Origin of the sequence: Hydromonas duriensis, assembly GCF_004363775.1 — a bacterium.
Classification (GTDB): Bacteria; Pseudomonadota; Gammaproteobacteria; order Burkholderiales; family Burkholderiaceae; genus Hydromonas; species Hydromonas duriensis.
The window spans coordinates 25,723-48,332 of sequence record NZ_SNZE01000009.1; the positions used below are offsets into that span (position 1 = coordinate 25,723).

Consider the following 22,610-nt stretch of genomic DNA (forward strand, 5'->3'; position numbering starts at 1 on the left):
TTTAAAACACCTGCTTGTAATATTTATTATGTTTTGTTTTATTTTTAAAAAAGGGAATATCATGCAACGTCAACTCACTGCTTTAGCACTTATGAGCACTTTGGCTTTTTCAGGCTGTGCCAGTATCAACCAAGGCATGCAATCAACAGGCTCGGGCACTGCCATTGGCGCAGGACTGGGTGCCGTTGCGGGTGCCATTATAGGTAACGCAACATCGGGCGGCAGTGAAACACGCAGTACCATAACGGGCGCATTGATTGGTGCGGCGATTGGTGCGGGAGGTGGCTACGTGTGGTCGCAACGCATGCAAGCGCAAAAAGCGGCTCTTGATAAAGCCACGGCAGGCACTGGTGTGGATGTGAGCAAAACAGCGGATAACCGCATTAAATTAGACATTCCAGCGGATGTATCGTTTGACGTTAATAGTTACACGATTAAATCAAATTTCCGTTCTGTGCTTGATAAATTTGCTCAAACGATGAAAACCAATGCAGTGACCACAGTGTACATCGTCGGCCATACCGACAGCTCAGGCAGTGATGCCATCAATCAACCGCTCTCAGTCAACCGTGCAGCGAGCACGCGTGATTATTTGGTTGGTCGCGGAGTTGCCAGCAGTCGATTCAACATCAGCGGTATGGGCTCAACCCAACCTGTTGCAAGCAATTCAACAGAAGCCGGGCTTGCGCAAAACCGTCGTGTAGAGATTTACATTGGCGAAGAAGCGAAATAACTGTAGTTAGTTGAATTTAGACTTGATAAAAAAGGGCTTTAAGCCCTTTTTTTGTGATGTTACGAAGCTTACAAGCTGCATTTATATGGTATTGGAGAATAAAGTGAGGTTAATAAGACATTTAATTGTTTTAGCCCTGTTGAGCATGATTAGCTTAATGTCGCAGGCGCATGATCAGGATGTTGATAATCTCAGCGCTGACATTGCACTTATTCGCAATCTGGACAATACGCCCATTAAATTTTATTCAAATACGTTTGTATCAACCCTTGCCATCTCTTAAACATAATGACTAGGGTCGGTGTTCTGTAGAAACCTAAAATTGTTGAGGCATAATCAGCTTCTGAGTGTCAAACCCAGCGGCTTTGGCTTTATCAATAAGCTGCTGTTTGAGTGGCTCGCTGATGGTGGGGGTTCGCGCCAGCAACCAAAGGTATGTGTGGTCTGGCCCTTGACCGCTGACGAGGGCGTATTGATAATTTTTTTCGTCCAACTCAAAGACAATGTAGTCGCTATAAAATGGCCCGAACAATGACACTTTAAGATGCCCCGTTGAAGTGTCACTGACAAAGCGCGCTTTACCTGTCGCTTGCCGCCATTTTTGTTTGCTATCAGAGTAGCCTTTGTTGGTGACGGTGAGAGTGTTGTCAGGGTTGAGGGTGTATTCTGCTGTGACTCTTGATACACCACGCTCAAAGCTGTGGTCTAAACGAGCAATTTCATACCAAGTACCTGTGTAGCGAGCGGCATCAAAGTTGGTTACAGGCGTGACGCCTTTGGGAATGCTATTGCTGCTACAGCCGAGTGCTAGTGCGCTGGCAATGAATATAGTGAGCTTTTTGAATGGGTTCATGATGATTTTCCTATAGGGTTTTGTTCATTATACCCTTCTACGGCAATTGGACAGGCTGTGTGCTGAATCTCTTGTTTTTTCCTGCCTTGCACATTGCTTGTAATTGTGGTTTAATTTTCGAACGCTCGTTCATTTTATGTTGTGGGTGCAACTATTTTAAATTGAATGTGATGGGCTGACCGTCCTATAAACCCAATATCATGGAGACCTTTATGAGTTTACCCGCCTTATTGCAGCATTTACGTTTGCCGATTATTTGTTCACCCATGTTTATTGTATCCAACCCCAGTCTAGTCGCTGAGCAATGCAAAGCGGGTGTGGTGGGTTCTTTTCCTGCGCTCAATGCACGTGGCGATGGTGCTTTGGACTCGTGGTTAAGAACTTTGAAAGCGGAGCTGGCAGCTGATAAGGCCGCGGGCGGCCATCCTGCACCGTTTGCTGTGAATCAAATTGTGCATGGCTCAAATAATCGTTTGGCTGAAGATATCAAAATTTGTCTTGAGCATCAAGTGCCCATTTTTATCACCAGCTTGCAGGTTCCTCCGAAGGAGTTGGTCGATGGTGCGCATGCTTACGGCGGTATTGTGTTGCATGATGTGACCAATGTGCATCATGCGAAAAAAGCGTTGGCGGCAGGTGTGGATGGTTTGATTTTGGTGGCGACAGGTGCGGGTGGGCATGCGGGTACGATTAACCCGTTTGCTCTGGTGGGTGAGATACGTCAATTTTATGATGGTTTGGTTGTGTTGGCGGGCGCGATTGCAACGGGTGACGCGGTTTTGGGTGCGCAAGCGATGGGGGCGGATTTGGCCTATATGGGCACGCGTTTTATTTGTACGACTGAGGCCAATGCGGATGCGGCTTATAAGCAGGGTATTATTGACGCGGTGTCCACGGATGTGATTTATACCAATCTGTTTACAGGTGTGCATGGCAATTATTTGCGCCAAAGTATTGTGGCTGCGGGGCTTGATCCCGACAATTTGCCAACGGCTGATAAGTCGAAGATGAATTTTGGTTCGGGGGGTAACTCTGCGGCGAAGGCATGGAAAGATATTTGGGGCGTGGGGCAGGGCGTGGGTGTTATTGATGATGCGCCTAGCACTGCAGAATTGGTGAATCATTTGGAGGCGGAGTATAAAGCCGCGCGTGCGCGTTTGACACTTTAATCATCAGCAGAAAAAAGCATGAATGCGTATTGCTTGTGTTGAGTGAATCAGCTTATTAAAAACCATCCGCTTCTTCTCTTTCTTTGAAGCGGATTTTTTTATGCCTGCCAGCGTTATCGGGGGTTAAAATACGGTTTTAAATATTAAATTGCCCCATGACTGCTTATTATTGCCCCATTCCCGAATCGCAACGCGTATTGGCCAAGCACAATGTTCATGACATTGTGTACCGCGCCATTGAACACACAAATGATGAACCTGCGTTGATTGTGCACGATGCCGAATGTCCTTTGGCGGAGGTGTTGAAGGAAGCGTACGCTCAAGCCTTGCCCATGGCTGAGGTCATGAATGTGGCGCAGTTCAGCAATGATGAGGTCATGTCGGCTTTTGCTGCCTTGCCTGCTGGGGCGTTGGTGGTGTTGGTTCAATCCACTCATTTTCGTTTAGATGCTTATCGCCTGCGTGTTCAATTGTTTAATCAAGGTTTAAAGGTGATTGAGCATGTGCATTTGGCGAGGATGGTCGATGAGCAGGCGTTATTGTATATCGACGCTTTGGCGTATGACCCCGAGTATTATCGCGGTACGGGGGCGGCGATTAAAGCAAAAATTGATGCGGCTGCATCAGCGCGTTTGTGTAGCGGTGAGCAGGATGTGCTGTATTTTGACAGTGCTTTAGAGTTGGCAAAAATGAATGTCGGTGACTATCGTCAATTGAATAATGTGGGTGGCCAGTTTCCAATTGGTGAGGTCTTCACTGAGGCACGAGACTTGGAGGCGGTGCATGGTCGTGCGCAGGTATTTGTGTTTGGCGACACCACGTTTCATTGCAATTGGACCGAAACCCCCATCACTTTAATTATCGAAGCAGGTCGGGTGGTGTCTGTGGAAAATAGTACGCCCCATTTTGACGATGTGTTGGCAAAAATCCGTGAGGTTGAAGGTGAAGTGTGGGTGCGTGAGTTGGGTTTGGGCATGAATCGCGCCTTTAGCCCAACACGAAAAGTGAGTGATATTGGTACTTTTGAACGCATGTGTGGTGTTCATTTATCGTTGGGCGCAAAACATGGCAGTTACACCAAGCCGCAGTTTAAACGTAAGGACACTCGATTTCATGTTGATGTGATGATTGCCGCTACGGCGGTCTATATGGATGACGTCAATATCTTTAAACAAGGTGAATGGGTGGTTTGACAAACATCTAAAAAAGAGCGTGTTCAACCGACACGCTCTTTTTTTGTTTTTTAAAGTTGTTATGAAGCCATCATGCCAAGGCTTTACCAACAATTTCTTTCACATCCTGCGACAACGCTGCGTGATTCGCCACTTTTTGCAAAGCGGCTTGCATCTGACTACAGTAAGGTCCAGCGTAATCGCGCCAGTGCTCTAAACTGCGTGCGAGTCGAGAGGCCACCTGTGGATTTTTTGCATCAATGGCGAGAACATGCTCGGCCCAGAAGTTGTAGCCCGTGCCATCGACCTGATGAAAATGGTGAGGGTTTGCATTACAAAATGTAAAAATGAGCGCGCGCAAGCGATTTGGGTTGGCTTTCATAAACGCAGGATGAGCCAACAATTCGCTCAATGTCTGCATCTGTTGTTCATGCGAAGCGTGGCCATTGGCGGCCTGAACAGCAAACCATTTATCAATGACGAGGGCTTCATCTGCGTAGCGTTGATAAAAATCAGCAAGCATGGCACTCGCAGATGCAGAATGATATTGAACCATGGTGCTGAGTGCGGCGATGCGGTCGGTCATGTTGTCGCATTGGTCGTATTGCGCTTGCACAAGTGATATGGCTTGACTGTCAACACGAGCCAGCTTGCGCAACGCGAGGTTCTTTAGGGCGCGCTCGCCAGCTGCGATGCCGTTGTATACGTAATTTTGGCCATTGTTCAGTTGTGCATAAAGTGTGCGCCATGTGGATTGGAAGCTTAATGCAAGCGCGTCATCCGCACGTTGATGAGCGGCGAACAGGGTTTGCGGGTCAATCCGCCCCGTACGAGCGATGAGTTGTGCCAAATAAGGGATACTCGGTAGGGTGAATAATTGTGCTCGGTAGGCAGGGCTTAAGTCGTGATTGTTCAACAGGTGTTCGAGAGTGCTCAGTTGAGTGTCATTGAATACCGGTGCGGCTGGTGTGTTGATGTTGTTCAAGATGCAGCGCGTGAACAGTTGTTGCGCGGCATCCCAGCGGTTGAAAGCGTCGCTGTCATGCTGCAATAAAAAGTTTAAATCATCGTCGCTGTAATCGAATTGAACCAACACAGGCGCACTGAATTGTCGATTCAAAGAAGGAATCGGTGCGCACGGAATATTTTCAAACACAAAGGATTGCTTCGCTTCAGTCAGTGATAGAGTTAGTGTGCGTGCGCTTGTGTCATTCAATGTTAAAGGCAAATCCTCGCCTGCCTTAACGGTGTGGGTGCTGCTTGATGCCAATAAACCGATATTAAATGGAATATGCAAAGGTTGTTTGAGCAAGGCTTCTTGTTGTAATTCGATGCCAACGGCTGGATTGTGTTGTGTGAGGGTCAAGGTATAACGAGCTGCGTCCGCATCATACGAGCCGCTGGCTGTCACGGTTGGCGTACCCGCCTGTTCATACCAGCGGGCAAACTGGCTCAAATCCACATGGTTTGCATCCGCCATCGCTGCGCGAAAATCATCGCAGGTCACGGCTTGTCCATCATGACGTTGGACATATAAATCCATGCCTTTGCGGAAACCATAACGGCCAAGCAGGGTCTCATACATCCGCACCACTTCCGCGCCTTTTTCGTATACCGTCATGGTGTAGAAGTTATTGATTTCCTCATAAGCCACGGGGCGAATAGGATGCGCCATCGGCCCCGCATCTTCAGCGAATTGAGCCGTACGCAAATTGCTCACATCATCAATGCGTTTAACCGCGCGTGCGCTGGCGGCAGCGACGTCATTTAAGCCTGCGGCGAGTTGGTCGCTGGAAAACTCTTGGTCACGATACACCGTCAAACCTTCTTTTAAACTCAACTGAAACCAGTCACGGCAGGTCACGCGGTTGCCCGTCCAATTATGGAAATACTCATGACCGACCACGGCTTCAACGTTTTCAAAATCAAAATCGGTCGCGGTGTCTTGATGGGCGAGGACGAATTTACTGTTAAAAATATTTAAGCCCTTATTCTCCATCGCGCCCATATTAAAATCAGCGGTGGCGACAATCATAAAACGCTCTAAATCGAGCGGCAGATTGAAGCGTTTTTTGTCCCAAACAATTGAGGCTTTTAAACTGTCCATCGCGAACTGTGCTTTTGGCAAGTCCTGCGTTTCAACGTAAACCTGCAACAACTTACGGGCGCCATCTTGTTCAATGGTTTCCTCAAGGCAAGCCAATAGCCCCGCCACGAGCGCAAACAAATACGAGGGTTTGGGGAACGGGTCGTGCCAAGTCGCCAAATGACCGCCGTGCTCCAAATCGCGTTGTTCAATCAAATTACCATTCGCCAGCAAAACGGGGAACTGCGTCTTGTTCGCCATTAACGTCACGCTGTAAACCGACAACACATCGGGGCGGTCAGGGAAATAAGTCATGCGACGAAAGCCTTCGGCTTCGCATTGCGTCATTAAGTGAACACCCGTTGCAAACAGTCCAGACAAGCTGGTGTTGCTTGCAGGTGAGCATGTGGTCACAATCGACAAAACCCCTGTAGTGGGCGGATGGAGGAGCATCAGTTTTGAATCATCCACTTGATAATCCACATCTTGGCGCAAAACCACATCATCTAAACTCACACTGAGCAGTGTCATGTGCTCGCCGTCCAAAACCATCGGGCATGGTTCAGCAGATGTTCGCTCAAACGTCAGCCATGAGGTGACGGTGGTGAGTTCGGCGGCAAGGTCAAACAATAATTCCGTACTTGTTATTTCAAAAGGATAGGGCGCATATTCACTGAGCAAGTGTGTTTTTGTCATGGGTTGGGTCATCATCAAGGTGTTCTGAAAAAAGAAATAAAAGCGATTACGTGTATTGTAAAGCAAGCTCAACGGGCTGAAAAACAAAATGGTGAATGACTTTATCAGTCACTCACCATTTGATAAACGCACTCAAGAGAAAAAATGCTCCTGAGTGTTATGGATTAATGAGAAGTAGAGCTTTCTTCCAACATTTCTTTACCATTCAATGCCCATTTGGTGATGGGTTTTGCCAATAACAATAATGCCACACCAAAAGCGACACTGGTCATACACATCTGAGTAAATGCATCAGGTAAACCTGTTGGACTTTCAGTATCCATCCCTGCAGCCAAAAGACCTGCCATCAAGTTACCAAGCGAGGCGGCCACAAACCAAAAACCCATCAATTGGCTGGTGAAGCGTTCTGGTGCAAGGCGCGAAAATGTACTCAAACCCACAGGGCTCAGTAAAAGTTCAGCAATTGTGTGAATAAAGAACGTAGCGGTTAAAAACAAGACCGATACTTTTACACCTGTCAGACCAATTTTTGCCGCAGGAACGAGAATCAAGTAACCCAAACCCAACATGATGAGGGCAATACCGAATTTGGTAAAGACTGAAATATTGACACCTTTGTTTTGTAAGGTAATCCAAAATTTTGCAACAAAAGGTGTTAAGACCAAGATAAAAAACGGATTGAGGTTTTGGAACCATGAGGCAGGAATCACCGCGTCACCAAATTGACGTTGGGTCATGTCGCTGGCAAAAATGCTCAATGAAGAACCTGCTTGTTCAAAACCTGACCAAAACAGAGCCGCTCCAAAGAACAACACCGCCAACACCACCATGCGTTTTTTTTCATCGGCAGTTAAACCGCCTGCTAAGAAAATGTTCAAGAAAAAGGCAATTGCCACGCCGACAATCAATACCCCCATAGCCTTTGCCAAGCCAACTGCGCTGAATAAGTCAATTTGTTTGGTTGCTGCTAACACGCCAACCAAACCCGCAAAAGTCAATGTAATTGCCACTGTCAAGCCTTTGTTGGTTGGCGGTTGAGCCAGTAACGCCGCTGTGGGGTTACGAGTAGGCTTCTCACCTTTACCAGCCAGAGAACGGTTGTTGGCGTAAATGAAGTTAACTAAACCTAAGAACATGGCAACGGCTGCTGTACCAAAGCCCAAGTGCCAGTTGATGGACTCACCCAAGTAGCCAACAACAAAGCCGCCCAGTATCGCGCCCAAATTGATGCCCATGTAAAAGAGTGAAAAACCTGCATCGCGACCGCCGATGTCATTTTTGTCATACAAGCTACCGACAATGCTTGAAATGTTTGGTTTTAAAAGCCCTGTACCCACCGCGATACAAAACAAACCGAAGAAGAAGATGCTGCGGACATCAGATGAAACCGCGAGCAAAATGTGCCCCAACATGATGATGGCACCACCCACAATGATGGATTTTTTTGCACCCCAAAAACGGTCAGCAACCCAGCCGCCTGGCAGAGCCAAAATATAAACGCCAGCTGTGTATAAGCCATAAATTGCAGCGGCCTCACCTTTTTCTAGTCCCATGCCGCCGTGCGTGACTTGGTCTACTAGGAAGAGGACTAAAATCGCACGCATGCCGTAATAGCTGAAACGTTCCCACATTTCTGCAAAAAACAATGACCCGAGTCCTGCTGGGTATCGTGAAGTTGTACTCATGATGTCTCCTTTTGTGAGCTTTGAAAAAGTAATGGAAAGACGATTTTTGTTTCTTAAAAAAATAAATATTTAATTTTTTGTTTCTTGCCTTTATTTCTTACTTGTTGTCTACGCTTAAATATAAAAGTGATATAAAGGACGCCAAAAAAAATAGGTTTTTATGTGTTTTTGACAGGGGCTTATTCTACTCCTAGAAATAAATAGCGCAATAATTTTTCTGTGTTTGCAATAAGAATGAGACACCCTATTGCTAAAGAAAAACATACAATAAATACAAAAAAATAAATTTAGTCACATTGGCTCGCTTTGATGGCTCTCAATTCATGGGCTAGGTGTAAAACGTCATAGCACATCAAGAGCGAATAACAGTGCTTAGGCACGCCTTAAACTTGTGAAATCATCGTTGGACTGGGTACAATGATGCGCTATAACAAATGTGAACAGTCGCCGAGACTTCTCGCTTGTACGTTCAACGCGTTTTCTCATGCCCATTCATAGGTATCGGAAACGGTCTAACAAATTGATAAATGAAGATAAAAGATTCATGAATACAACACATACCCCAACCTTAAATGAAAAAACAAAAACCTACCCCATCACCGATAGCGTTCGGCACGCGCTTGCCGTGACCAAGCGCGGGTGTGACGAACTGTTGGTAGAAAGCGATTGGATGCAAAAATTAGCGAAAAGCGAGGCGACAGGTGTACCGCTGCGAATTAAGCTGGGTTTAGACCCGACAGCACCAGACATTCACTTGGGGCACACGGTTGTATTAAACAAATTGCGTCAATTACAAGATTTAGGGCACACCGTGATTTTCTTGATTGGTGACTTTACATCCATGATTGGCGACCCGTCTGGACGCAATGCCACGCGCCCGCCGCTTACTCCAGAGCAAATTAAGGTCAATGCCGAAACCTATTACAACCAAGCCGCACTGATTCTCGACCCGCAAAAAACCGAAATTCGTTACAACAGCGAATGGTGTGACCCCTTGGGCGCGCGAGGCATGATTCAGCTCGCTTCGCGTTACACCGTAGCGCAAATGCTTGAGCGTGACGACTTTACCAAGCGCTACAACGGCGGCGTACCGATTTCGGTGCATGAGTTCTTGTACCCGTTGATGCAAGGATACGACTCCGTTGCGCTCAAATCCGACCTTGAACTCGGCGGTACAGACCAAAAGTTCAACTTGTTGGTTGGACGCGCCTTGCAAAAAGAATATGACCAAGAGCCACAATGTATTTTAACCATGCCTTTATTGGTTGGTTTGGATGGCGTGGACAAAATGTCGAAGTCGAAAAACAATTACATCGGCATCACCGAAGCCCCGAACGACATGCTTGGTAAAGTCATGAGCATTTCCGACGAGATGATGTGGACATGGTATGACCTGCTCTCGTTTGTTTCATTGGAAGAGATAGCCCAGTTCAAAAAAGAAGTCGCGGATGGACGTAATCCGCGCGATATTAAAGTGCTGCTCGCGCAAGAAATCGTTGCCCGCTTTCACTCGCAAGACGACGCTGAAAAAGCCCTCGAAGCCTTTAATCACCGCGCTAAAGGCGGCATTCCCGACGACATTGAATCGGTCACCGTGAGCGTACCAACCGATGGCTTGCCGCTCGGTGCATTGCTCAAAGCCGCTGGACTGGTCGCCAGCTCATCGGAAGGCATTCGCGCGATAGAACAAGGCGGTTGCAAAATCGACGGTGAAGCGGTCAAAGACAAAACCGTGCGCTTGCCCGCGGGCGAGTATGTGGTGCAAGTGGGCAAGCGACGCTTTGCTAAGGTAACGGTTTCTGAGTCATAAAGACAATAGGGAGGAAAACTTTGTATCAAATTAACGGTAAAAGCAATCGTATCGAACCATTGACGATGAAAAGTTTTAATGAGTTGGGCTTTACAGAGAGAAATCATTTACAGGAGTGGTTGGCTCATCAGCCTAGTGCTTTGGGCGAAGAGCTGTTGATTATTCAAAAAGAATTTGATGGTTTTGATGAAACACGTGAGCGATTGGATCTTTTAGCGGTTGATAAAGACGGTAATTTAGTCATTATTGAAAATAAGCTGGACGATAGTGGTAGGGATGTTGTTTGGCAGGCATTAAAGTATGCCTCTTACTTTTCTTCATCCTCAAAGCAAGACATCATCGATGTTTATCAAAAATATTTAAACCGTCATCATACTGATGTTGATGCTCAACAGTCTTTGTGTGAGTTTTTGGATGTGCCAGATATTGATGAACTTAAAATTAATGTAGGAAACAACCAGCGCATCATTTTAGTCGCGGCTAAGTTTCGCAGGGAGGTCACAAGTACTGCGTTATGGTTGCTTGAAAAAGGGATTGACGTTGCCTGTTTTAAAGTGACACCGTATGCTTTAAATGAAAATATTTTACTGAATATTGAACAGATTGTTCCTACGCCTGAAACTAAAGAGTTGATGATTGGGTTATCTAAGAAAGAAGCAGAAGAGAAAAATGTCGAGGTCACACTTAAAAAGCGGCACAATGTTCGTTACGCTTTTTGGGAAAAAATATTGGAGTCGTTTAAGAAAAGTAACTGCGCTTTATATAACAATATCAGTCCAAGCCATGATCATTGGCTTTCTGCTGGTTCTGGTATAAGCGGATGTGTTTATACTTTGATTTTTGGACACAAACAAGTTCGCGTCGAGTGGAATATGGTTAGGCGAAACACTGAGGAAAATAAACAGGTTTTCGATTCTTTATTTGAGCACAAGAGTGAAATTGAGCAACGTTTTGGCGCACCATTGGTTTGGAAACGTATGGACGACAGAATTTCTTCTAGGGTTCAATATGCTTTTGATGTAGATGGACATAACCCAGACAATTGGGGTGAAATAATAAACTGGTTGATTTCTCATGTTCAGCGATTGGAAATAGCAATTAAACCATTGCTACCTAGCGTCAGTCAGTTGCTAAGAGAGCGTGAATAGTGATTGCCCTCATCCAACGCGTCAAACGCGCCTCTGTTGAAGTGGACCGCCAAGTCGTTGGAGCGATTGATGCGGGTTTACTGGTTTTTTTGTGTGCTGAAAAAAACGACACCGCGCAGACAGGCGATAAACTACTCAAAAAGGTTCTCGCCTATCGTGTGTTCAGTGATGAAGCGGGTAAAATGAATCGCAGTGTGCAAAACATTGATGGCGCAGGGGCTCAAGGCGGTTTGCTGGTGGTCTCGCAGTTTACATTGGCGGCTGACACCAAGAGTGGTACACGCGCCAGCTTTACACCCGCAGCTGCACCAGAAGTGGCGAAAACTTTGTACGAGTACTGGGTTCAGCAAGCGCGGCAAGTGCATGAGGATGTACAAACAGGCGTATTCGCCGCTGATATGCAAGTGTCGTTGGTCAATGATGGGCCCGTGACATTTTGGTTGCACGTTGCACCAGATACTTAGAGAGGCAAGGGGCTATGGACAGGCAAAAGATGAGTTTAACCATGCGCGATGGTTTAAAAATCACGCTGTATCACTATCATTGTGAAGAAACAAATGACGTTAAGTCTCGCCCCTCGTTATTGCTTGTACATGGTTTTTCGGAGCATGTTGGGCGGTATTCGCATGTGGTCGCTTTTTTGCAACAGTTGGGGTTTGATGTTTGGGCATACGACGCACGCGGTCATGGTGTATCGGAAGGCACTCGTGGCGTGATTCCAAGCCATGAGGCGCTGGTAAACGACTTGATGGATGTGTTTCGTTATGTTGAAGAGATGACCGTGCAAAAGCCAACCATCGTGGCGCACAGTATGGGTGGCTTGACGGCAGCTTTAGCGGTGACGCAAAAAGGCTTAAAACCCGCGGCTTTGGTTTTCTCCTCACCTGCCATGCGTTTGCACATCAACTGGCTTCAAAAAATATTGTTAAAGGTTGGCATGGCGTTGTTTCCAAATGCCCCGTTAAGCGTACCAGCCGTAGATACTGATAAATTGTCGCATGATGCAACAGTAGGAGTGGCGTATCGCAGGGATTCATTGGTGCACAAAAAACTCAGTCCGCGCCTAGCCAACTTTATGCGCATCGGTGGAGATGAGGTGCGTGCCAAAGTGTCGGTGTTTACCATGCCCACTTTGCTGATGTATGCGGGGGATGATTATATTGTTGATGCGTCAGGCTCGGATGATTTAGCCGCCCTGTTGACGCAGCCTCACGTTCAAATCAAGCGTTATGATGCGGGTTATCATGAGTTGTTTAGCGAAAGCGAGCCGATGCGCAGCCAGATTTTGAGCGATTTAGCGACTTGGCTAAAAAAACGTGAATTTGTAACAAAATTCCCGTAAAATGATGGGGAAAAGCAGGAGCAAAAGTGGTTTTTACTTTTGGCTCGCACAACACGCCTTTTCAAGGGCGTGTTTTTTATTGGGCGACGTTTGGCGGGTTGAATCCCTTACGCCTCAAAAACCGTTGTTGATAAAGAGATTTGAATGAATAAAAACGCTTGGGTTTTACCCGATCAGTTGGCCGATGTGTTGCCGCGCCAAGCGCGCACATTAGAGGCTTTGCGTCGAGGTTTGCTTGATTTATATCGTCGTCACGGTTATGAGTTGGTCATGCCGCCGTTGGTGGAGTACACCGATGCGCTGTTGGACGATACCGATGACGACTTGGATTTGCGAACGGTCAAATGGGCGGATGCGGTGACGGGTAAAACCTTGGCGATTCGTGCTGATATGACACCGCAGGTGGCACGAATTGATGCACATTTGTTGAACCGTTCAGGTGTAGCGCGACTGTGTTATTTTGGCAGCGTTTTTCATGCGCGTGCGGCAGGCTTGTTGACCTCGCGCGAACCGATGCATATCGGTGCGGAAGTGTATGGGCATTCAGGCTTAGAGGCGGATGCCGAAATTCAATCGTTATTGCTGGCGTCCTTGCGTTTTTGCCAATTACCAGGCGTGCGTTTGGACGTGTCACATGCTCAAATCGTACGTGCGCTGCTGGCTCGCGCTCCACAACTGCAATATGACAAAGACGCTGTTTACAGTGCTTTACAAGCGAAAGATACGGCCGCTTTGCATACGTTAACCCGTGCGTGCGATGAAGAAGTCGGCTCGGCCTTATTGGCTTTGGTGGACTTGTACGGCGGCGTCGAAGTGCTCGAACGGGCGCGCACCAGTTTGCCCCCGTACGCAGAAATCAGTAAAGCACTGGATGAGTTACAAACTTTGGCCACATTGGATGACAGCGGTGCATTGCAATTTGACCTCGCGGATTTAACAGGATATGACTATCACACGGGCGTGATGTTCACGGCGTATTGTACAGGCATGCCCAATGCCATCGCGCGTGGTGGTCGTTATGACCATATTGGCGAGCGTTTTGGGCGTGCGCGTCCTGCAACGGGCTTCTCGTTGGATTTGCGTGAAGTGACGGAATTGTTGCCTTGTGCCGCGCCCAGTACAGCGATTGCCGCGCCGTGGATAATGACCCCAGACTTGCGCAAGGCGGTTGAATCATTGCGTGCAGCGGGTGAGGTGGTGATTCAATTGACAGAACAACATCAGCATGAAGAAGATGAGTTTGTATGCGACCGAGAGTTGGTTTTGGACGCAGGGCAGTGGGTGGTTCAGCCCATTAAAGCAAAGTAGAAGCAACGTCGAAAGACGTGTGTGACTCGTTATGGATTTTTTATTATTGTAGGGTTTTCAATATGTTAGCAACGCATCAACAAGGCAATGTCGTCGTGATTGGTACACAATGGGGCGATGAAGGCAAGGGTAAAATCATCGACTGGTTAAGTGAAAGCATCCAAGGTGTCGTGCGTTTTCAAGGCGGACACAATGCAGGTCACACTTTAATCATCAACGGTCAAAAAACCATCTTGCGCTTGATTCCATCGGGCATCATGCACCCTGGGCTGCCATGCTTTATTGGTAACGGGGTTGTATTGTCACCCGAGGCTTTATTCAAAGAAATTGGTGAACTCGAACAGGCAGGCGTAGACGTATCCAGCCGCTTATTTATTTCTGATGCGTGCACATTGATTCTCCCTTACCACATCGCACTCGACCAAGCCCGCGAAGCCAAACGCGGTGACGCAAAAATTGGCACAACGGGTCGCGGTATTGGCCCTGCTTACGAGGATAAAGTGGCTCGCCGCGCCTTACGCGTGCAAGATTTATTCAGCCCCGCAATTTTTGCGGCAAAGTTGAAAGAAACCTTGGAATACCACAACTTCGTATTGACCCAGTTTTTGGGTGCGCAAGCCGTGGACTATCAAAAAACCTACGATGAAGCCATGTCTTACGCCGAACGCTTAAAGCCAATGGTGACCGATGTGTCAGCCAAGCTGTTCGATGTACAAGCCAAAGGCGGTCGTTTACTGTTTGAAGGCGCACAAGGCACGTTACTTGATGTTGACCACGGCACATACCCTTTTGTGACCAGCAGTAATTGCGTTGCAGGTGCAGCGGCGGCGGGCGCAGGTGTTGGCCCGAATAAACTGTCGTATATTTTGGGTATCACCAAAGCGTACTGCACGCGCGTAGGCTCAGGCCCTTTCCCAACAGAATTGTACAACGCTGAGGGCATGAACGATGCCAACGGCAAACACATGGCGGATGTTGGTAAAGAGTACGGCTCAGTCACGGGGCGTGCACGTCGTTGCGGCTGGTTTGATGCCGCTGCCTTGCGCCGCTCGATTCAAATCAATGGCGTATCAGGCTTGGCGATGATGAAGCTGGATGTGCTTGATGGACTGCCTGAAGTTAAATTGTGTGTCGGTTACATGGTTGATGGTGAAAAGCGTGACTTATTGCCACGCGGTGCAGATGAAGTCGCGCGTTGTGAGCCGATTTATGAAACATTCGCAGGCTGGAGTGAGTCGACATTTGGCGTCACCACTTGGGACGGACTCCCCAAAAACGCACAAGCGTACTTACGCCGCATCGAAGAAGTCTGTGGCATCCCGATTGACATCGTATCCACTGGCCCCGACCGTGTGCACACGATTATGATGTCTGGCGAGAATCGTTAAATCACTTTCATGAAACAAAACCCCAGCAATGCACTGGGGTTTTTTAGTACAATAGCTCTCTTTTTATATCACACAGGTGACATCATGCAAGAAACCACAGAAACAGATTTGTATGTCGATTGGCAAGGCTACCATCGCATGATTGAGCGTTTGGCCCTACAAGTGTATGAGTCCAAATGGGATTTTGATGTTGTGCTGTGTTTAGCACGCGGCGGCTTGGTCGCGGGCAATGTATTGTGCCGTATTTTCGATAAACCCCTCGCGGTTTTATCCACCAGTTCCTATCGCGAAGCGATTGGCACGAAGCAAGGCGCATTGGACATCGCTAAAAACATCACCATGACCCAAGGCGAACTGGCAGGGCGTATTTTATTGGTCGATGATTTGATTGACACGGGCGTGACCTTGGCTGAAGTTAAAGCGCATTTGCAAGACTTTTACCCAGCGGTTAAAGAAGTGCGCTCCGCTGTATTGTGGCGCAAAGGATGGGCGAAACAAGAGCCAGACTACTGCGTCGATTTGCTCGATAACAGCCCGTGGATTCACCAACCATTTGAAGCCTATGATGCTTTACAACCGCACATGCTCGCGGCTTGGTTGAAAAAAGATGCACAAAAATAAGAGAAGCTCATGACCGAAGCGCAATTTTCAGAATACGGCTTTTTCATCGGTGTTGGCGGTTTATGCGCGCTGATGGTGTTTATTGTATTTAAATTGGCAAAAGACAGCAAAGCAGGTCGCTTCGGCACCATCATTCTGCTGGTTGGCTTGGTGATGGGCGTGGTGGGATTTTTGGTTAAAGGGATTTTGTCTTTGTTGCTTGAAAAGTGACAACCCTTGCGGTCGCTTCTTTGAGCTATCGAAACAATTGATTAGCGCAAATAAAACCCATCCAAAGCAATAACATACCCAACACCACGCTCAAGCCTACGTAACCTGTAGCCAGCAGCCACTCGCCGCGTCGAAGCAGCATGAACGTTTCTAAACTAAAAGCGGAGAAGGTGGTGAAGCCCCCCAAAACGCCTGTGATGAGCAGCAGGCGTAAATCGCTGGTCAGCCATTGATAACGCTCGCCCAACCCCGCCAAGATACCAATCATCATACAACCTAAAAGGTTGACGATAAAGGTTCCTACGGGGAAGGCATTCTGGATGTAATGTTGCGTGATGAAACCAGAGAGTTTGTAACGCGACACCGAGCCTATAGCCCCTCCAAAGGCAACTAAGAGAATAGATGACCAGTTATTCATCATGGGGTGATGGTGACTGATTTAATCACGATTGGTTTGATGGGGACATCGGCGTAAGGTCCGACCGTTTTGGTATATGACTTACTGATTTTGTTCACCACATCAAAACCTTTTGTGACCTTGCCAAACACTGCGTATCCCCAGCCTTGCATTGATTTCGCTGAGTGATTAAGAAAATCATTGTCTTTTGTGTTGATGAAAAACTGTGATGAGGCTGAGTGAGGTTCCATCGTGCGTGCCATGGCGATGGTGTATCGGTCATTTTTCAAACCATTGTCTGCTTCATTGATAATAGAAGGCCGTTTGGTTTTCTCTTGCATATCTGCCGTGAAGCCACCACCTTGAATCATAAAGTTGTCAATGACGCGGTGAAAAATTGTGCCTGTGTAGTAGCCTTCTTGAGCGGTGGTCACGAAGTTTTTCACTGTGATGGGTGCGGCTTTGGCGTTTAGTTCTACCGTGATGTCGCCTTCTGATGTCGAGATGAGGGCGGTTTGAGCGTGGGCTTGCACTGATGCGATGAGGAGTGCGGCCAAAGCCGAGTGACGAAAGATGGTTTTAAATGACATAGAGCCTCTTTGAAAAGGGGGATGTTGTGTGGGAGGCGAGACGGCAGGTACTCGGCAATGTTATACTGCAAAGCTGCTTGAGTCGAGTGCACGGTCTTGCATGGCGGATATTTTACCCGCCTTTATGTTCGGTTGTGCGCAGGAGTGAATTTTTGTTTATTTTTGGTGAATTATGTTACGCATTTACAATACCCTATACCGCGCAAAGCAAGTTTTTAAACCGATTACGCCACAAGAAGTGCGCATGTACGTGTGTGGCATTACCGTTTATGACTACTGTCATTTAGGGCATGCGCGTATGTTGTTGGTCTTTGATGTGGTACAGCGTTGGCTCAAGACATCGAATTATAAAGTGACTTATGTGCGTAACATCACTGATATAGACGACAAAATCATTAAGCGTGCTCAAGAGAATAATGAAACGATTCGTGCTTTAACCGAACGTTTCATTGCGGCCATGTATGAAGATTGTGATGCGTTAGGCATTGAACGTCCAAACCATGAACCGCGCGCAACTGAATACGTGCCGCAGATGTTGAATATCATCGAAAAATTAGAACAAAACGGCTTGGCCTATCAAGCAACAGATGGCGATGTTAATTTTTCTGTACGCAAGTTTGATGGTTATGGCAAGTTGTCAGGTAAAAGTTTAGATGAACTACAGGCGGGCGAACGTGTCGCCGTGGTCAGCGATAAACAAGACCCGTTGGACTTTGTGTTGTGGAAGCGAGCCAAAGACACCGAACCTGCGGATACAAAATGGGACTCCAAATGGGGTTCGGGTCGCCCAGGTTGGCACATTGAATGCTCGGCAATGAGTGGCGCTTTGCTTGGCGATACCTTCGACATTCATGGCGGCGGCATGGATTTGCAATTTCCCCATCATGAAAACGAAATCGCTCAATCAGAGGGGGCGATGAATGGTGCGGTGAGCTGTGGGCACACTCACGACGAACGCAAACAATTTGTGAATTACTGGATGCACAATGGTTTTGTGCGCGTTGACAATGAAAAAATGAGCAAATCGCTCGGTAATTTTTTCACCATCCGTGATATTTTGAAACAGTACGATGCCGAAGTGGTGCGCTTCTTTGTCATTCGTCCCCATTATCGCAGCCCTTTAAATTATTCCGACGAGCATTTGAACGATGCGCAAGCGGCATTGACTCGTTTGTATATGGCGTTGAAAGATTTTGATTTGGGTGATGTTCAGGTTGATTGGGATGAAGCGCATGCCGTTGCGTTCAAAACGGCGATGGACGATGATTTTAATACCCCATTAGCGATTGCCGAATTATTTGATTTAGCTACGATTGTGAATACCGATAAAAACGAGCAAATGGCGCGTCAACTCAAAGCCCTTGCGGGCGTATTGGGGTTGTTGCAACGCGAACCAAAAGCCTTTTTACAAGCAGGTTCTAATGATGATGAGATTGCGAAGATTGAGCAACTGATTGAACAGCGTCAAGCAGCCAAAGCTGAGAAAAATTTCGCAGCCGCTGATGCCATTCGTGCCGAATTAACCGCTATGGGAGTTGTCATTGAAGACAAAGCAGGTGGTGTGACGGAGTGGCGTCGCGCGTAGTCACGACATTAAGCCAATAAAAAAAAGGAGGAGACCGATGAGTTATCAAGCCAGTGCCAGTCGTTATCAACAGATGCAATACCGCCGCTGTGGTAACAGTGGTTTGAAATTGCCTATGGTGTCCTTGGGCTTGTGGCATAACTTTGGCGGCGTCGACACCTTTGAACACTATCGCGACACATTGCGAACCGCCTTTGATTATGGCGTGACGCATTTTGATTTGGCAAACAATTACGGGCCGCCAGCGGGTTCGGCGGAGGAAAATTTTGGCGCTTTGATGAAGCGCGATTTTGCGCCGTATCGCGATGAGTTGATTATTTCTTCAAAAGCGGGTTACACCATGTGGGAGGGGCCTTATGGTGATTGGGGAAGTAAAAAATATTTGGTGGCCAGCCTGAATCAAAGCCTGAAACGCATGGGTTTGGATTATGTTGATATTTTTTATCATCATCGCCCAGACCCTGATACGCCCTTGTATGAGACCATGGCCACACTCGATTTAATGGTGCGTCAAGGTAAAGCCTTGTATGTTGGTTTATCCAATTATCCCGCAGAATTGGCGGCGCAAGCGATGGACATATTGAATCAACTGGGCACGCCCTGTCTGATTCATCAACCACGTTACTCGATGGTTGACCGCTGGGTGGAAGATGGCTTACTGGATGTATTGGCTGAAAAAGGTGTGGGTTGTATTCCGTTTTCGCCTTTGGCTCAAGGTTTGTTGACGAATAAATATTTAAATGGCGTGCCTGAAGGCTCGCGTGCCTCCAAAGCGCATGGTTTTTTAAAAACTGAACACATCACCCCCGAGCTTTTGACAAAAATCAAGCAACTCCACGAAGTCGCGCAGCAGCGTGGTCAAAGTTTGGCTCAAATGGCTTTGGCATGGTTACTCAAAGATGAGCGCGTGACCTCAGTGCTGGTCGGTGCAAGCAGCGCCCAGCAATTAAAAGAATCGTTAGCGAGTTTGAATCAATTGAATTTCAGCGTGGATGAGTTGGCTGTGATTGAGCAAATTTTGGCTTAACGTTTATTTTTTGGGTCTAAATGCTTTGACAACGTGCTCATGCGTGTCCAAGTAAGGCCCGCCCATCAACTCGATGCAATAAGGTACAGCGGCAAAAATCCCATGTACCTTTATCTCACCAGTATCGTTTTTCACGCCCCCCAGTGTTTCCGCAATGGCCTTGGGTCGACCAGGCAAATTTAAAATCAATGATGTGCCGCGAATCACACCGACTTGGCGCGATAGGATAGCAGTCGGCACATAATACAAGCTGATTTGACGCATTTGCTCGCCAAAACCAGGCATGACGCGATGCGCCACGGCTAAGGTCGCATCGGGCGTGACATCTCGCGGCGCTGGCCCTGTTCCACCCGTGGTTAAAACCAATGTGCATTGATGCTGGTCGCACATTTCAATCAATGTTTGTTCGATGAGCGCTTGCACATCTGGAATCAATTGTTCAACCCACTCAATCGGGTTTTTTAATGCGCGGGTGAGCCAATCCCGTAAAGCGGGTAAGCCTTCGTCTACATATACGCCAGAACTGGCGCGGTCTGAGGTGGAAATCAAGCCAATTTTGATGGGTTGTAACGTATTGATATTATTCATATGTTCACAAAGGATAAATCGTTAAAACATCACCTGCATTCACTGTGGTGTTGGGTGGAATCTCAATCAAAGCATTGGCGACGGCACACGCCGACAGCATGTGTGACCCTTGGTTGCTTAATTTTTCGACATGCAGCACACCGTGCTCATCGCAGCGCATGACCCCACGCAAAAACTCCCTGCGCATCTCGGTTTTGTGTAAGCTGAAACTCGCTTGTGCTTTTAAATGCGCGGGTTGAGCCTTGTGCGTTGAAGTGCCACTTAATACGCGCAAAGCAGGTTCAACCAGCATTTTAAATGTGACAAAAGTGGCGACAGGGTTACCAGGCAACATCATGACGGTGCTCATGCGCGTACTTGTTTGGATGCTGCCCCATGCGAAAGGCTTCCCTGGTTTAATCAACAGCTTCCATTGTTGCAACACACCAATCGCCTCAAGGCTGGCTTTTAAATGGTCTTCTTCACCGACCGAGACCCCGCCGCTGGTTAAAATCACATCCGTATTGTTGGCCGCATCGTGTAGTCGTTTCTCGGTCTCATCGCGTTGGTCAGGTAAAATTTCGCCATCGACCACGTGGCAGCCCAATTGATGCAGCCATGCCAATAATTGATAACGATTGGCATCAAAAATAGCCCCTGCCGCCAATGCGTTGTTGTGTGGTTCTTGTAACTCATTACCGCTGGAAAACACAGTGACGCTAAGGGGCGCGTACACGGGCAATTCAGCGTAGCCTTGGCTGGCCGCCAAGCCAATGGCCGCAGGATTGAGGATTTGCCCTGCGGCTAATAATAAATCACCCGCTTGAATATCCTCGCCGCGACGGCGGATATGTTGACCAAGTTGAGGCTCGCATTTGAGCTGGTTGTGCTCAACTTGAGCAGATTCTTGGGGCACGACGGCGTTTGCGCCTGCAGGTAAAGGTGCGCCTGTAAAAATACGAATAGCTTGTCCACACAACAGTTCATGGGCGGATGCGTCATCGCCCGCAGCAATGCGCCCTGTCAGCTCAAAAGTATTGTTCGAGTGCGAGTGGCCAAGGTGTAAGGCATAGCCATCCATTGCGCTGTTATCAAAGACGGGGCTGTCGTATTGAGCCTTGATGTCATGCGCCAACACTCGACCTTGTGCTTGATGCAAAGGCGTGCTTTGAATGGATGGGCGACGCAATTCTAAGGTGGAGAGCAGTTGAGTTAAGGCGGTTTGGTAATCAAGCATGGTTGAAAAGTGTCAATCTCGGTGTGTGGTTGAAATGCTATTTTGCCACTTTTGTAAGGCTTGTGTGTCGTTGGCTTTGGCTTCAACCCAGTGTTGTTCACCGTTCGCTAAATGTTCACGCTTCCAAAAGGGGGCTTGCGTTTTTAAATAATCCATGATGAATTCTGCGGCCGCGAACGCGTCCTTGCGGTGACGCGAACAGATCAACACCAACACGATGACATCTGTGGCGCGTAATTCGCCCACGCGGTGAATCACGCGCACGCCACTCAATGTCCAACGGTTGCTGGCTTCATCAATGATTCGAGCCATTTCGTTTTCGGTCACCTCTGGATAGTGCTCTAAAAACAAATAGTCCACGCGCTTGGCATCCTCTTCGTAGTCAAATTCACGCACCATGCCTTGAAAAGCCACCAAAGCACCCGCATCGTGGGCATATTGACGAAGTTCGCGCTCCTCTTCGCCTAAATCGAAAGCTTCGGTTTGAATGCGGATGTCACGCCAAAAAGCTGGAACCATATCAGCCACCTGTTACGGGAGGTAAAATGCCAATGTCCGCACCATCGACGATGTCGGTTGTCGTGTGCGTGAGTTGACGATTGACTGCGATTTTAAAAATTTTACTCGTTTGTAAAACAGAAGCCCAAGGCTCACCGCGCTGGCGCAGCAGTTGCAATAAATCATCTGTCGTACCGCCAGACCAAGGCACATCTTCTGTCGCGACGTTAAGTTGGTCAGCCAGTTGTCCAAAGTATCGAATGTGTATCATGGTATCTGTTTTATAGTTGAGAGGGATCGTTAAGTGAGTGCGGTGCATGAGGGCAGTTATAATGTGACTTGATTGATTTTATAGCAGTATCACTGTTTTCCCATCCCCCAAAGTGATAATGGACGCATTTCTCTTCGCATGTTAATGTACAACGGCACATTTTATGCCATGAATTGTACGAAGTTGCACGAACCTCTCAGCAAGCACATCAAACCAA

Annotated in this window: 22 protein-coding genes; 13 read left to right on the top strand and 9 right to left on the bottom strand. The window is 47.6% G+C overall.

Annotation, left to right across the window (positions count from 1 at the left end):
* Window positions 1–61: 61 nt before the first annotated feature.
* Complete coding sequence (locus DFR44_RS05560; RefSeq protein WP_133619905.1) at window positions 62–733, top strand: YiaD family glycine zipper/OmpA-like lipoprotein; 672 nt, start codon at window positions 62–64, stop codon at window positions 731–733.
* A 316-nt stretch (window positions 734–1,049) separates the two neighbouring features.
* Here the strand turns inward: DFR44_RS05560 and DFR44_RS05565 are convergent, their stop codons facing one another.
* On the bottom strand, window positions 1,050–1,586 hold the full coding sequence (locus DFR44_RS05565; protein ID WP_133619907.1) for a lipocalin family protein: 537 nt from the start codon (window positions 1,584–1,586) through the stop codon (window positions 1,050–1,052).
* A gap of 212 nt (window positions 1,587–1,798) precedes the next feature.
* Here DFR44_RS05565 and DFR44_RS05570 point away from each other — a divergent pair, with 212 nt between their 5' ends.
* Window positions 1,799–2,755: an NAD(P)H-dependent flavin oxidoreductase gene (locus DFR44_RS05570; protein ID WP_133619909.1), complete on the top strand. Its 957-nt coding sequence runs from the start codon at window positions 1,799–1,801 to the stop codon at window positions 2,753–2,755.
* Window positions 2,756–2,910: 155 nt separating this feature from the next.
* On the top strand, window positions 2,911–3,948 hold the full coding sequence (locus DFR44_RS05575; RefSeq protein ID WP_133619911.1) for a M29 family metallopeptidase: 1,038 nt from the start codon (window positions 2,911–2,913) through the stop codon (window positions 3,946–3,948).
* A 70-nt stretch (window positions 3,949–4,018) separates the two neighbouring features.
* Here the strand turns inward: DFR44_RS05575 and pepN are convergent, their stop codons facing one another.
* Window positions 4,019–6,724, bottom strand: coding sequence for an aminopeptidase N (pepN, locus tag DFR44_RS05580; protein WP_133619912.1), 2,706 nt, complete (start codon window positions 6,722–6,724; stop codon window positions 4,019–4,021).
* 149 nt (window positions 6,725–6,873) lie between these two features.
* Window positions 6,874–8,394 carry a peptide MFS transporter gene (locus tag DFR44_RS05585; RefSeq protein WP_133619913.1) on the bottom strand — a complete coding sequence of 507 codons (1,521 nt, stop codon included), beginning with the start codon at window positions 8,392–8,394 and terminating at the stop codon, window positions 6,874–6,876.
* Window positions 8,395–8,938: 544 nt separating this feature from the next.
* On the opposite strand from DFR44_RS05585, the gene tyrS reads away from it, so the two are divergent.
* From tyrS to DFR44_RS05625, 8 genes are all read left to right on the top strand, one after another.
* Complete coding sequence (gene tyrS, locus DFR44_RS05590) at window positions 8,939–10,204, top strand: tyrosine--tRNA ligase (RefSeq protein ID WP_133619915.1); 1,266 nt, start codon at window positions 8,939–8,941, stop codon at window positions 10,202–10,204.
* 20 nt (window positions 10,205–10,224) lie between these two features.
* Window positions 10,225–11,352 carry a DUF4268 domain-containing protein gene (locus tag DFR44_RS05595; RefSeq protein ID WP_133619917.1) on the top strand — a complete coding sequence of 376 codons (1,128 nt, stop codon included), beginning with the start codon at window positions 10,225–10,227 and terminating at the stop codon, window positions 11,350–11,352.
* Window positions 11,352–11,816 carry a D-aminoacyl-tRNA deacylase gene (dtd, locus tag DFR44_RS05600; RefSeq protein WP_133619919.1) on the top strand — a complete coding sequence of 155 codons (465 nt, stop codon included), beginning with the start codon at window positions 11,352–11,354 and terminating at the stop codon, window positions 11,814–11,816. The genes DFR44_RS05595 and dtd overlap by 1 nt, the downstream gene beginning before the upstream one ends.
* A 29-nt stretch (window positions 11,817–11,845) precedes the next feature.
* Window positions 11,846–12,694, top strand: coding sequence for an alpha/beta hydrolase (locus DFR44_RS05605; RefSeq protein WP_162845176.1), 849 nt, complete (start codon window positions 11,846–11,848; stop codon window positions 12,692–12,694).
* A gap of 144 nt (window positions 12,695–12,838) precedes the next feature.
* Window positions 12,839–14,002: an ATP phosphoribosyltransferase regulatory subunit gene (locus tag DFR44_RS05610; RefSeq protein WP_133619923.1), complete on the top strand. Its 1,164-nt coding sequence runs from the start codon at window positions 12,839–12,841 to the stop codon at window positions 14,000–14,002.
* 62 nt (window positions 14,003–14,064) lie between these two features.
* Window positions 14,065–15,390, top strand: a complete 1,326-nt coding sequence (locus DFR44_RS05615) for an adenylosuccinate synthase (RefSeq protein ID WP_133619925.1) — start codon at window positions 14,065–14,067, stop codon at window positions 15,388–15,390.
* A gap of 84 nt (window positions 15,391–15,474) precedes the next feature.
* Window positions 15,475–16,011, top strand: coding sequence for a phosphoribosyltransferase (locus DFR44_RS05620; protein WP_133620016.1), 537 nt, complete (start codon window positions 15,475–15,477; stop codon window positions 16,009–16,011).
* Window positions 16,012–16,020: 9 nt separating this feature from the next.
* Window positions 16,021–16,221 (top strand): DUF2788 domain-containing protein, encoded by a 201-nt coding sequence (locus tag DFR44_RS05625; protein WP_133619927.1) that lies wholly within the window; start codon window positions 16,021–16,023, stop codon window positions 16,219–16,221.
* A 25-nt stretch (window positions 16,222–16,246) separates the two neighbouring features.
* On the opposite strand, the gene crcB is transcribed toward DFR44_RS05625, so the two are convergent.
* Together crcB and DFR44_RS05635 are read right to left on the bottom strand one after the other, a co-directional pair.
* Window positions 16,247–16,642 (bottom strand): fluoride efflux transporter CrcB, encoded by a 396-nt coding sequence (gene crcB / locus DFR44_RS05630; RefSeq protein ID WP_211336903.1) that lies wholly within the window; start codon window positions 16,640–16,642, stop codon window positions 16,247–16,249.
* Complete coding sequence (locus tag DFR44_RS05635; RefSeq protein WP_133619929.1) at window positions 16,639–17,208, bottom strand: peptidylprolyl isomerase; 570 nt, start codon at window positions 17,206–17,208, stop codon at window positions 16,639–16,641. Before DFR44_RS05635 ends, crcB begins: the two co-directional genes overlap by 4 nt.
* Before the next feature lie 172 nt (window positions 17,209–17,380).
* Between DFR44_RS05635 and cysS the strand changes: the two genes are divergently transcribed.
* The gene (gene cysS, locus DFR44_RS05640; protein ID WP_133619931.1) at window positions 17,381–18,793 is read left to right on the top strand and encodes a cysteine--tRNA ligase; all 1,413 of its coding nucleotides are present in this window, start codon (window positions 17,381–17,383) and stop codon (window positions 18,791–18,793) included.
* Between the two features lie 37 nt (window positions 18,794–18,830).
* Window positions 18,831–19,820, top strand: a complete 990-nt coding sequence (gene mgrA, locus DFR44_RS05645; RefSeq protein ID WP_133619933.1) for an L-glyceraldehyde 3-phosphate reductase — start codon at window positions 18,831–18,833, stop codon at window positions 19,818–19,820.
* A gap of 3 nt (window positions 19,821–19,823) precedes the next feature.
* Here mgrA and mog read toward each other — a convergent pair whose 3' ends face one another.
* The 4 genes from mog to DFR44_RS05665 are packed head-to-tail and all read right to left on the bottom strand — an operon-like array spanning window position 19,824 to window position 22,393.
* Window positions 19,824–20,408, bottom strand: a complete 585-nt coding sequence (gene mog / locus DFR44_RS05650; RefSeq protein ID WP_133619935.1) for a molybdopterin adenylyltransferase — start codon at window positions 20,406–20,408, stop codon at window positions 19,824–19,826.
* Window positions 20,409–20,412: 4 nt separating this feature from the next.
* Window positions 20,413–21,624, bottom strand: coding sequence for a molybdopterin molybdotransferase MoeA (locus DFR44_RS05655; RefSeq protein WP_133619937.1), 1,212 nt, complete (start codon window positions 21,622–21,624; stop codon window positions 20,413–20,415).
* Window positions 21,625–21,636: 12 nt separating this feature from the next.
* On the bottom strand, window positions 21,637–22,143 hold the full coding sequence (locus tag DFR44_RS05660; RefSeq protein WP_133619939.1) for a molybdenum cofactor biosynthesis protein MoaE: 507 nt from the start codon (window positions 22,141–22,143) through the stop codon (window positions 21,637–21,639).
* A 1-nt stretch (window position 22,144) separates the two neighbouring features.
* Window positions 22,145–22,393 (bottom strand): MoaD/ThiS family protein, encoded by a 249-nt coding sequence (locus DFR44_RS05665; RefSeq protein WP_133619941.1) that lies wholly within the window; start codon window positions 22,391–22,393, stop codon window positions 22,145–22,147.
* Window positions 22,394–22,610: the final 217 nt, after the last annotated feature.

What these genes read in the sequence shown, in the direction of transcription:
- pepN (WP_133619912.1), bottom strand. Translation starts at nt 6,724, where the DNA reads ATGATGACCCAACCCATGACAAAAACACACTTGCTCAGTGAATATGCG.
- DFR44_RS05615 (WP_133619925.1), top strand. Translation starts at nt 14,065, where the DNA reads ATGTTAGCAACGCATCAACAAGGCAATGTCGTCGTGATTGGTACACAA.
- DFR44_RS05660 (WP_133619939.1), bottom strand. Translation starts at nt 22,143, where the DNA reads ATGGTTCCAGCTTTTTGGCGTGACATCCGCATTCAAACCGAAGCTTTC.
- mog (WP_133619935.1), bottom strand. Translation starts at nt 20,408, where the DNA reads ATGAATAATATCAATACGTTACAACCCATCAAAATTGGCTTGATTTCC.
- DFR44_RS05570 (WP_133619909.1), top strand. Translation starts at nt 1,799, where the DNA reads ATGAGTTTACCCGCCTTATTGCAGCATTTACGTTTGCCGATTATTTGT.
- mgrA (WP_133619933.1), top strand. Translation starts at nt 18,831, where the DNA reads ATGAGTTATCAAGCCAGTGCCAGTCGTTATCAACAGATGCAATACCGC.
- crcB (WP_211336903.1), bottom strand. Translation starts at nt 16,642, where the DNA reads ATGATGAATAACTGGTCATCTATTCTCTTAGTTGCCTTTGGAGGGGCT.
- DFR44_RS05610 (WP_133619923.1), top strand. Translation starts at nt 12,839, where the DNA reads ATGAATAAAAACGCTTGGGTTTTACCCGATCAGTTGGCCGATGTGTTG.
- DFR44_RS05625 (WP_133619927.1), top strand. Translation starts at nt 16,021, where the DNA reads ATGACCGAAGCGCAATTTTCAGAATACGGCTTTTTCATCGGTGTTGGC.
- DFR44_RS05655 (WP_133619937.1), bottom strand. Translation starts at nt 21,624, where the DNA reads ATGCTTGATTACCAAACCGCCTTAACTCAACTGCTCTCCACCTTAGAA.
- DFR44_RS05665 (WP_133619941.1), bottom strand. Translation starts at nt 22,393, where the DNA reads ATGATACACATTCGATACTTTGGACAACTGGCTGACCAACTTAACGTC.
- DFR44_RS05605 (WP_162845176.1), top strand. Translation starts at nt 11,846, where the DNA reads ATGAGTTTAACCATGCGCGATGGTTTAAAAATCACGCTGTATCACTAT.
- DFR44_RS05620 (WP_133620016.1), top strand. Translation starts at nt 15,475, where the DNA reads ATGCAAGAAACCACAGAAACAGATTTGTATGTCGATTGGCAAGGCTAC.
- DFR44_RS05585 (WP_133619913.1), bottom strand. Translation starts at nt 8,394, where the DNA reads ATGAGTACAACTTCACGATACCCAGCAGGACTCGGGTCATTGTTTTTT.
- DFR44_RS05560 (WP_133619905.1), top strand. Translation starts at nt 62, where the DNA reads ATGCAACGTCAACTCACTGCTTTAGCACTTATGAGCACTTTGGCTTTT.
- DFR44_RS05635 (WP_133619929.1), bottom strand. Translation starts at nt 17,208, where the DNA reads ATGTCATTTAAAACCATCTTTCGTCACTCGGCTTTGGCCGCACTCCTC.
- tyrS (WP_133619915.1), top strand. Translation starts at nt 8,939, where the DNA reads ATGAATACAACACATACCCCAACCTTAAATGAAAAAACAAAAACCTAC.
- DFR44_RS05565 (WP_133619907.1), bottom strand. Translation starts at nt 1,586, where the DNA reads ATGAACCCATTCAAAAAGCTCACTATATTCATTGCCAGCGCACTAGCA.
- cysS (WP_133619931.1), top strand. Translation starts at nt 17,381, where the DNA reads ATGTTACGCATTTACAATACCCTATACCGCGCAAAGCAAGTTTTTAAA.
- DFR44_RS05575 (WP_133619911.1), top strand. Translation starts at nt 2,911, where the DNA reads ATGACTGCTTATTATTGCCCCATTCCCGAATCGCAACGCGTATTGGCC.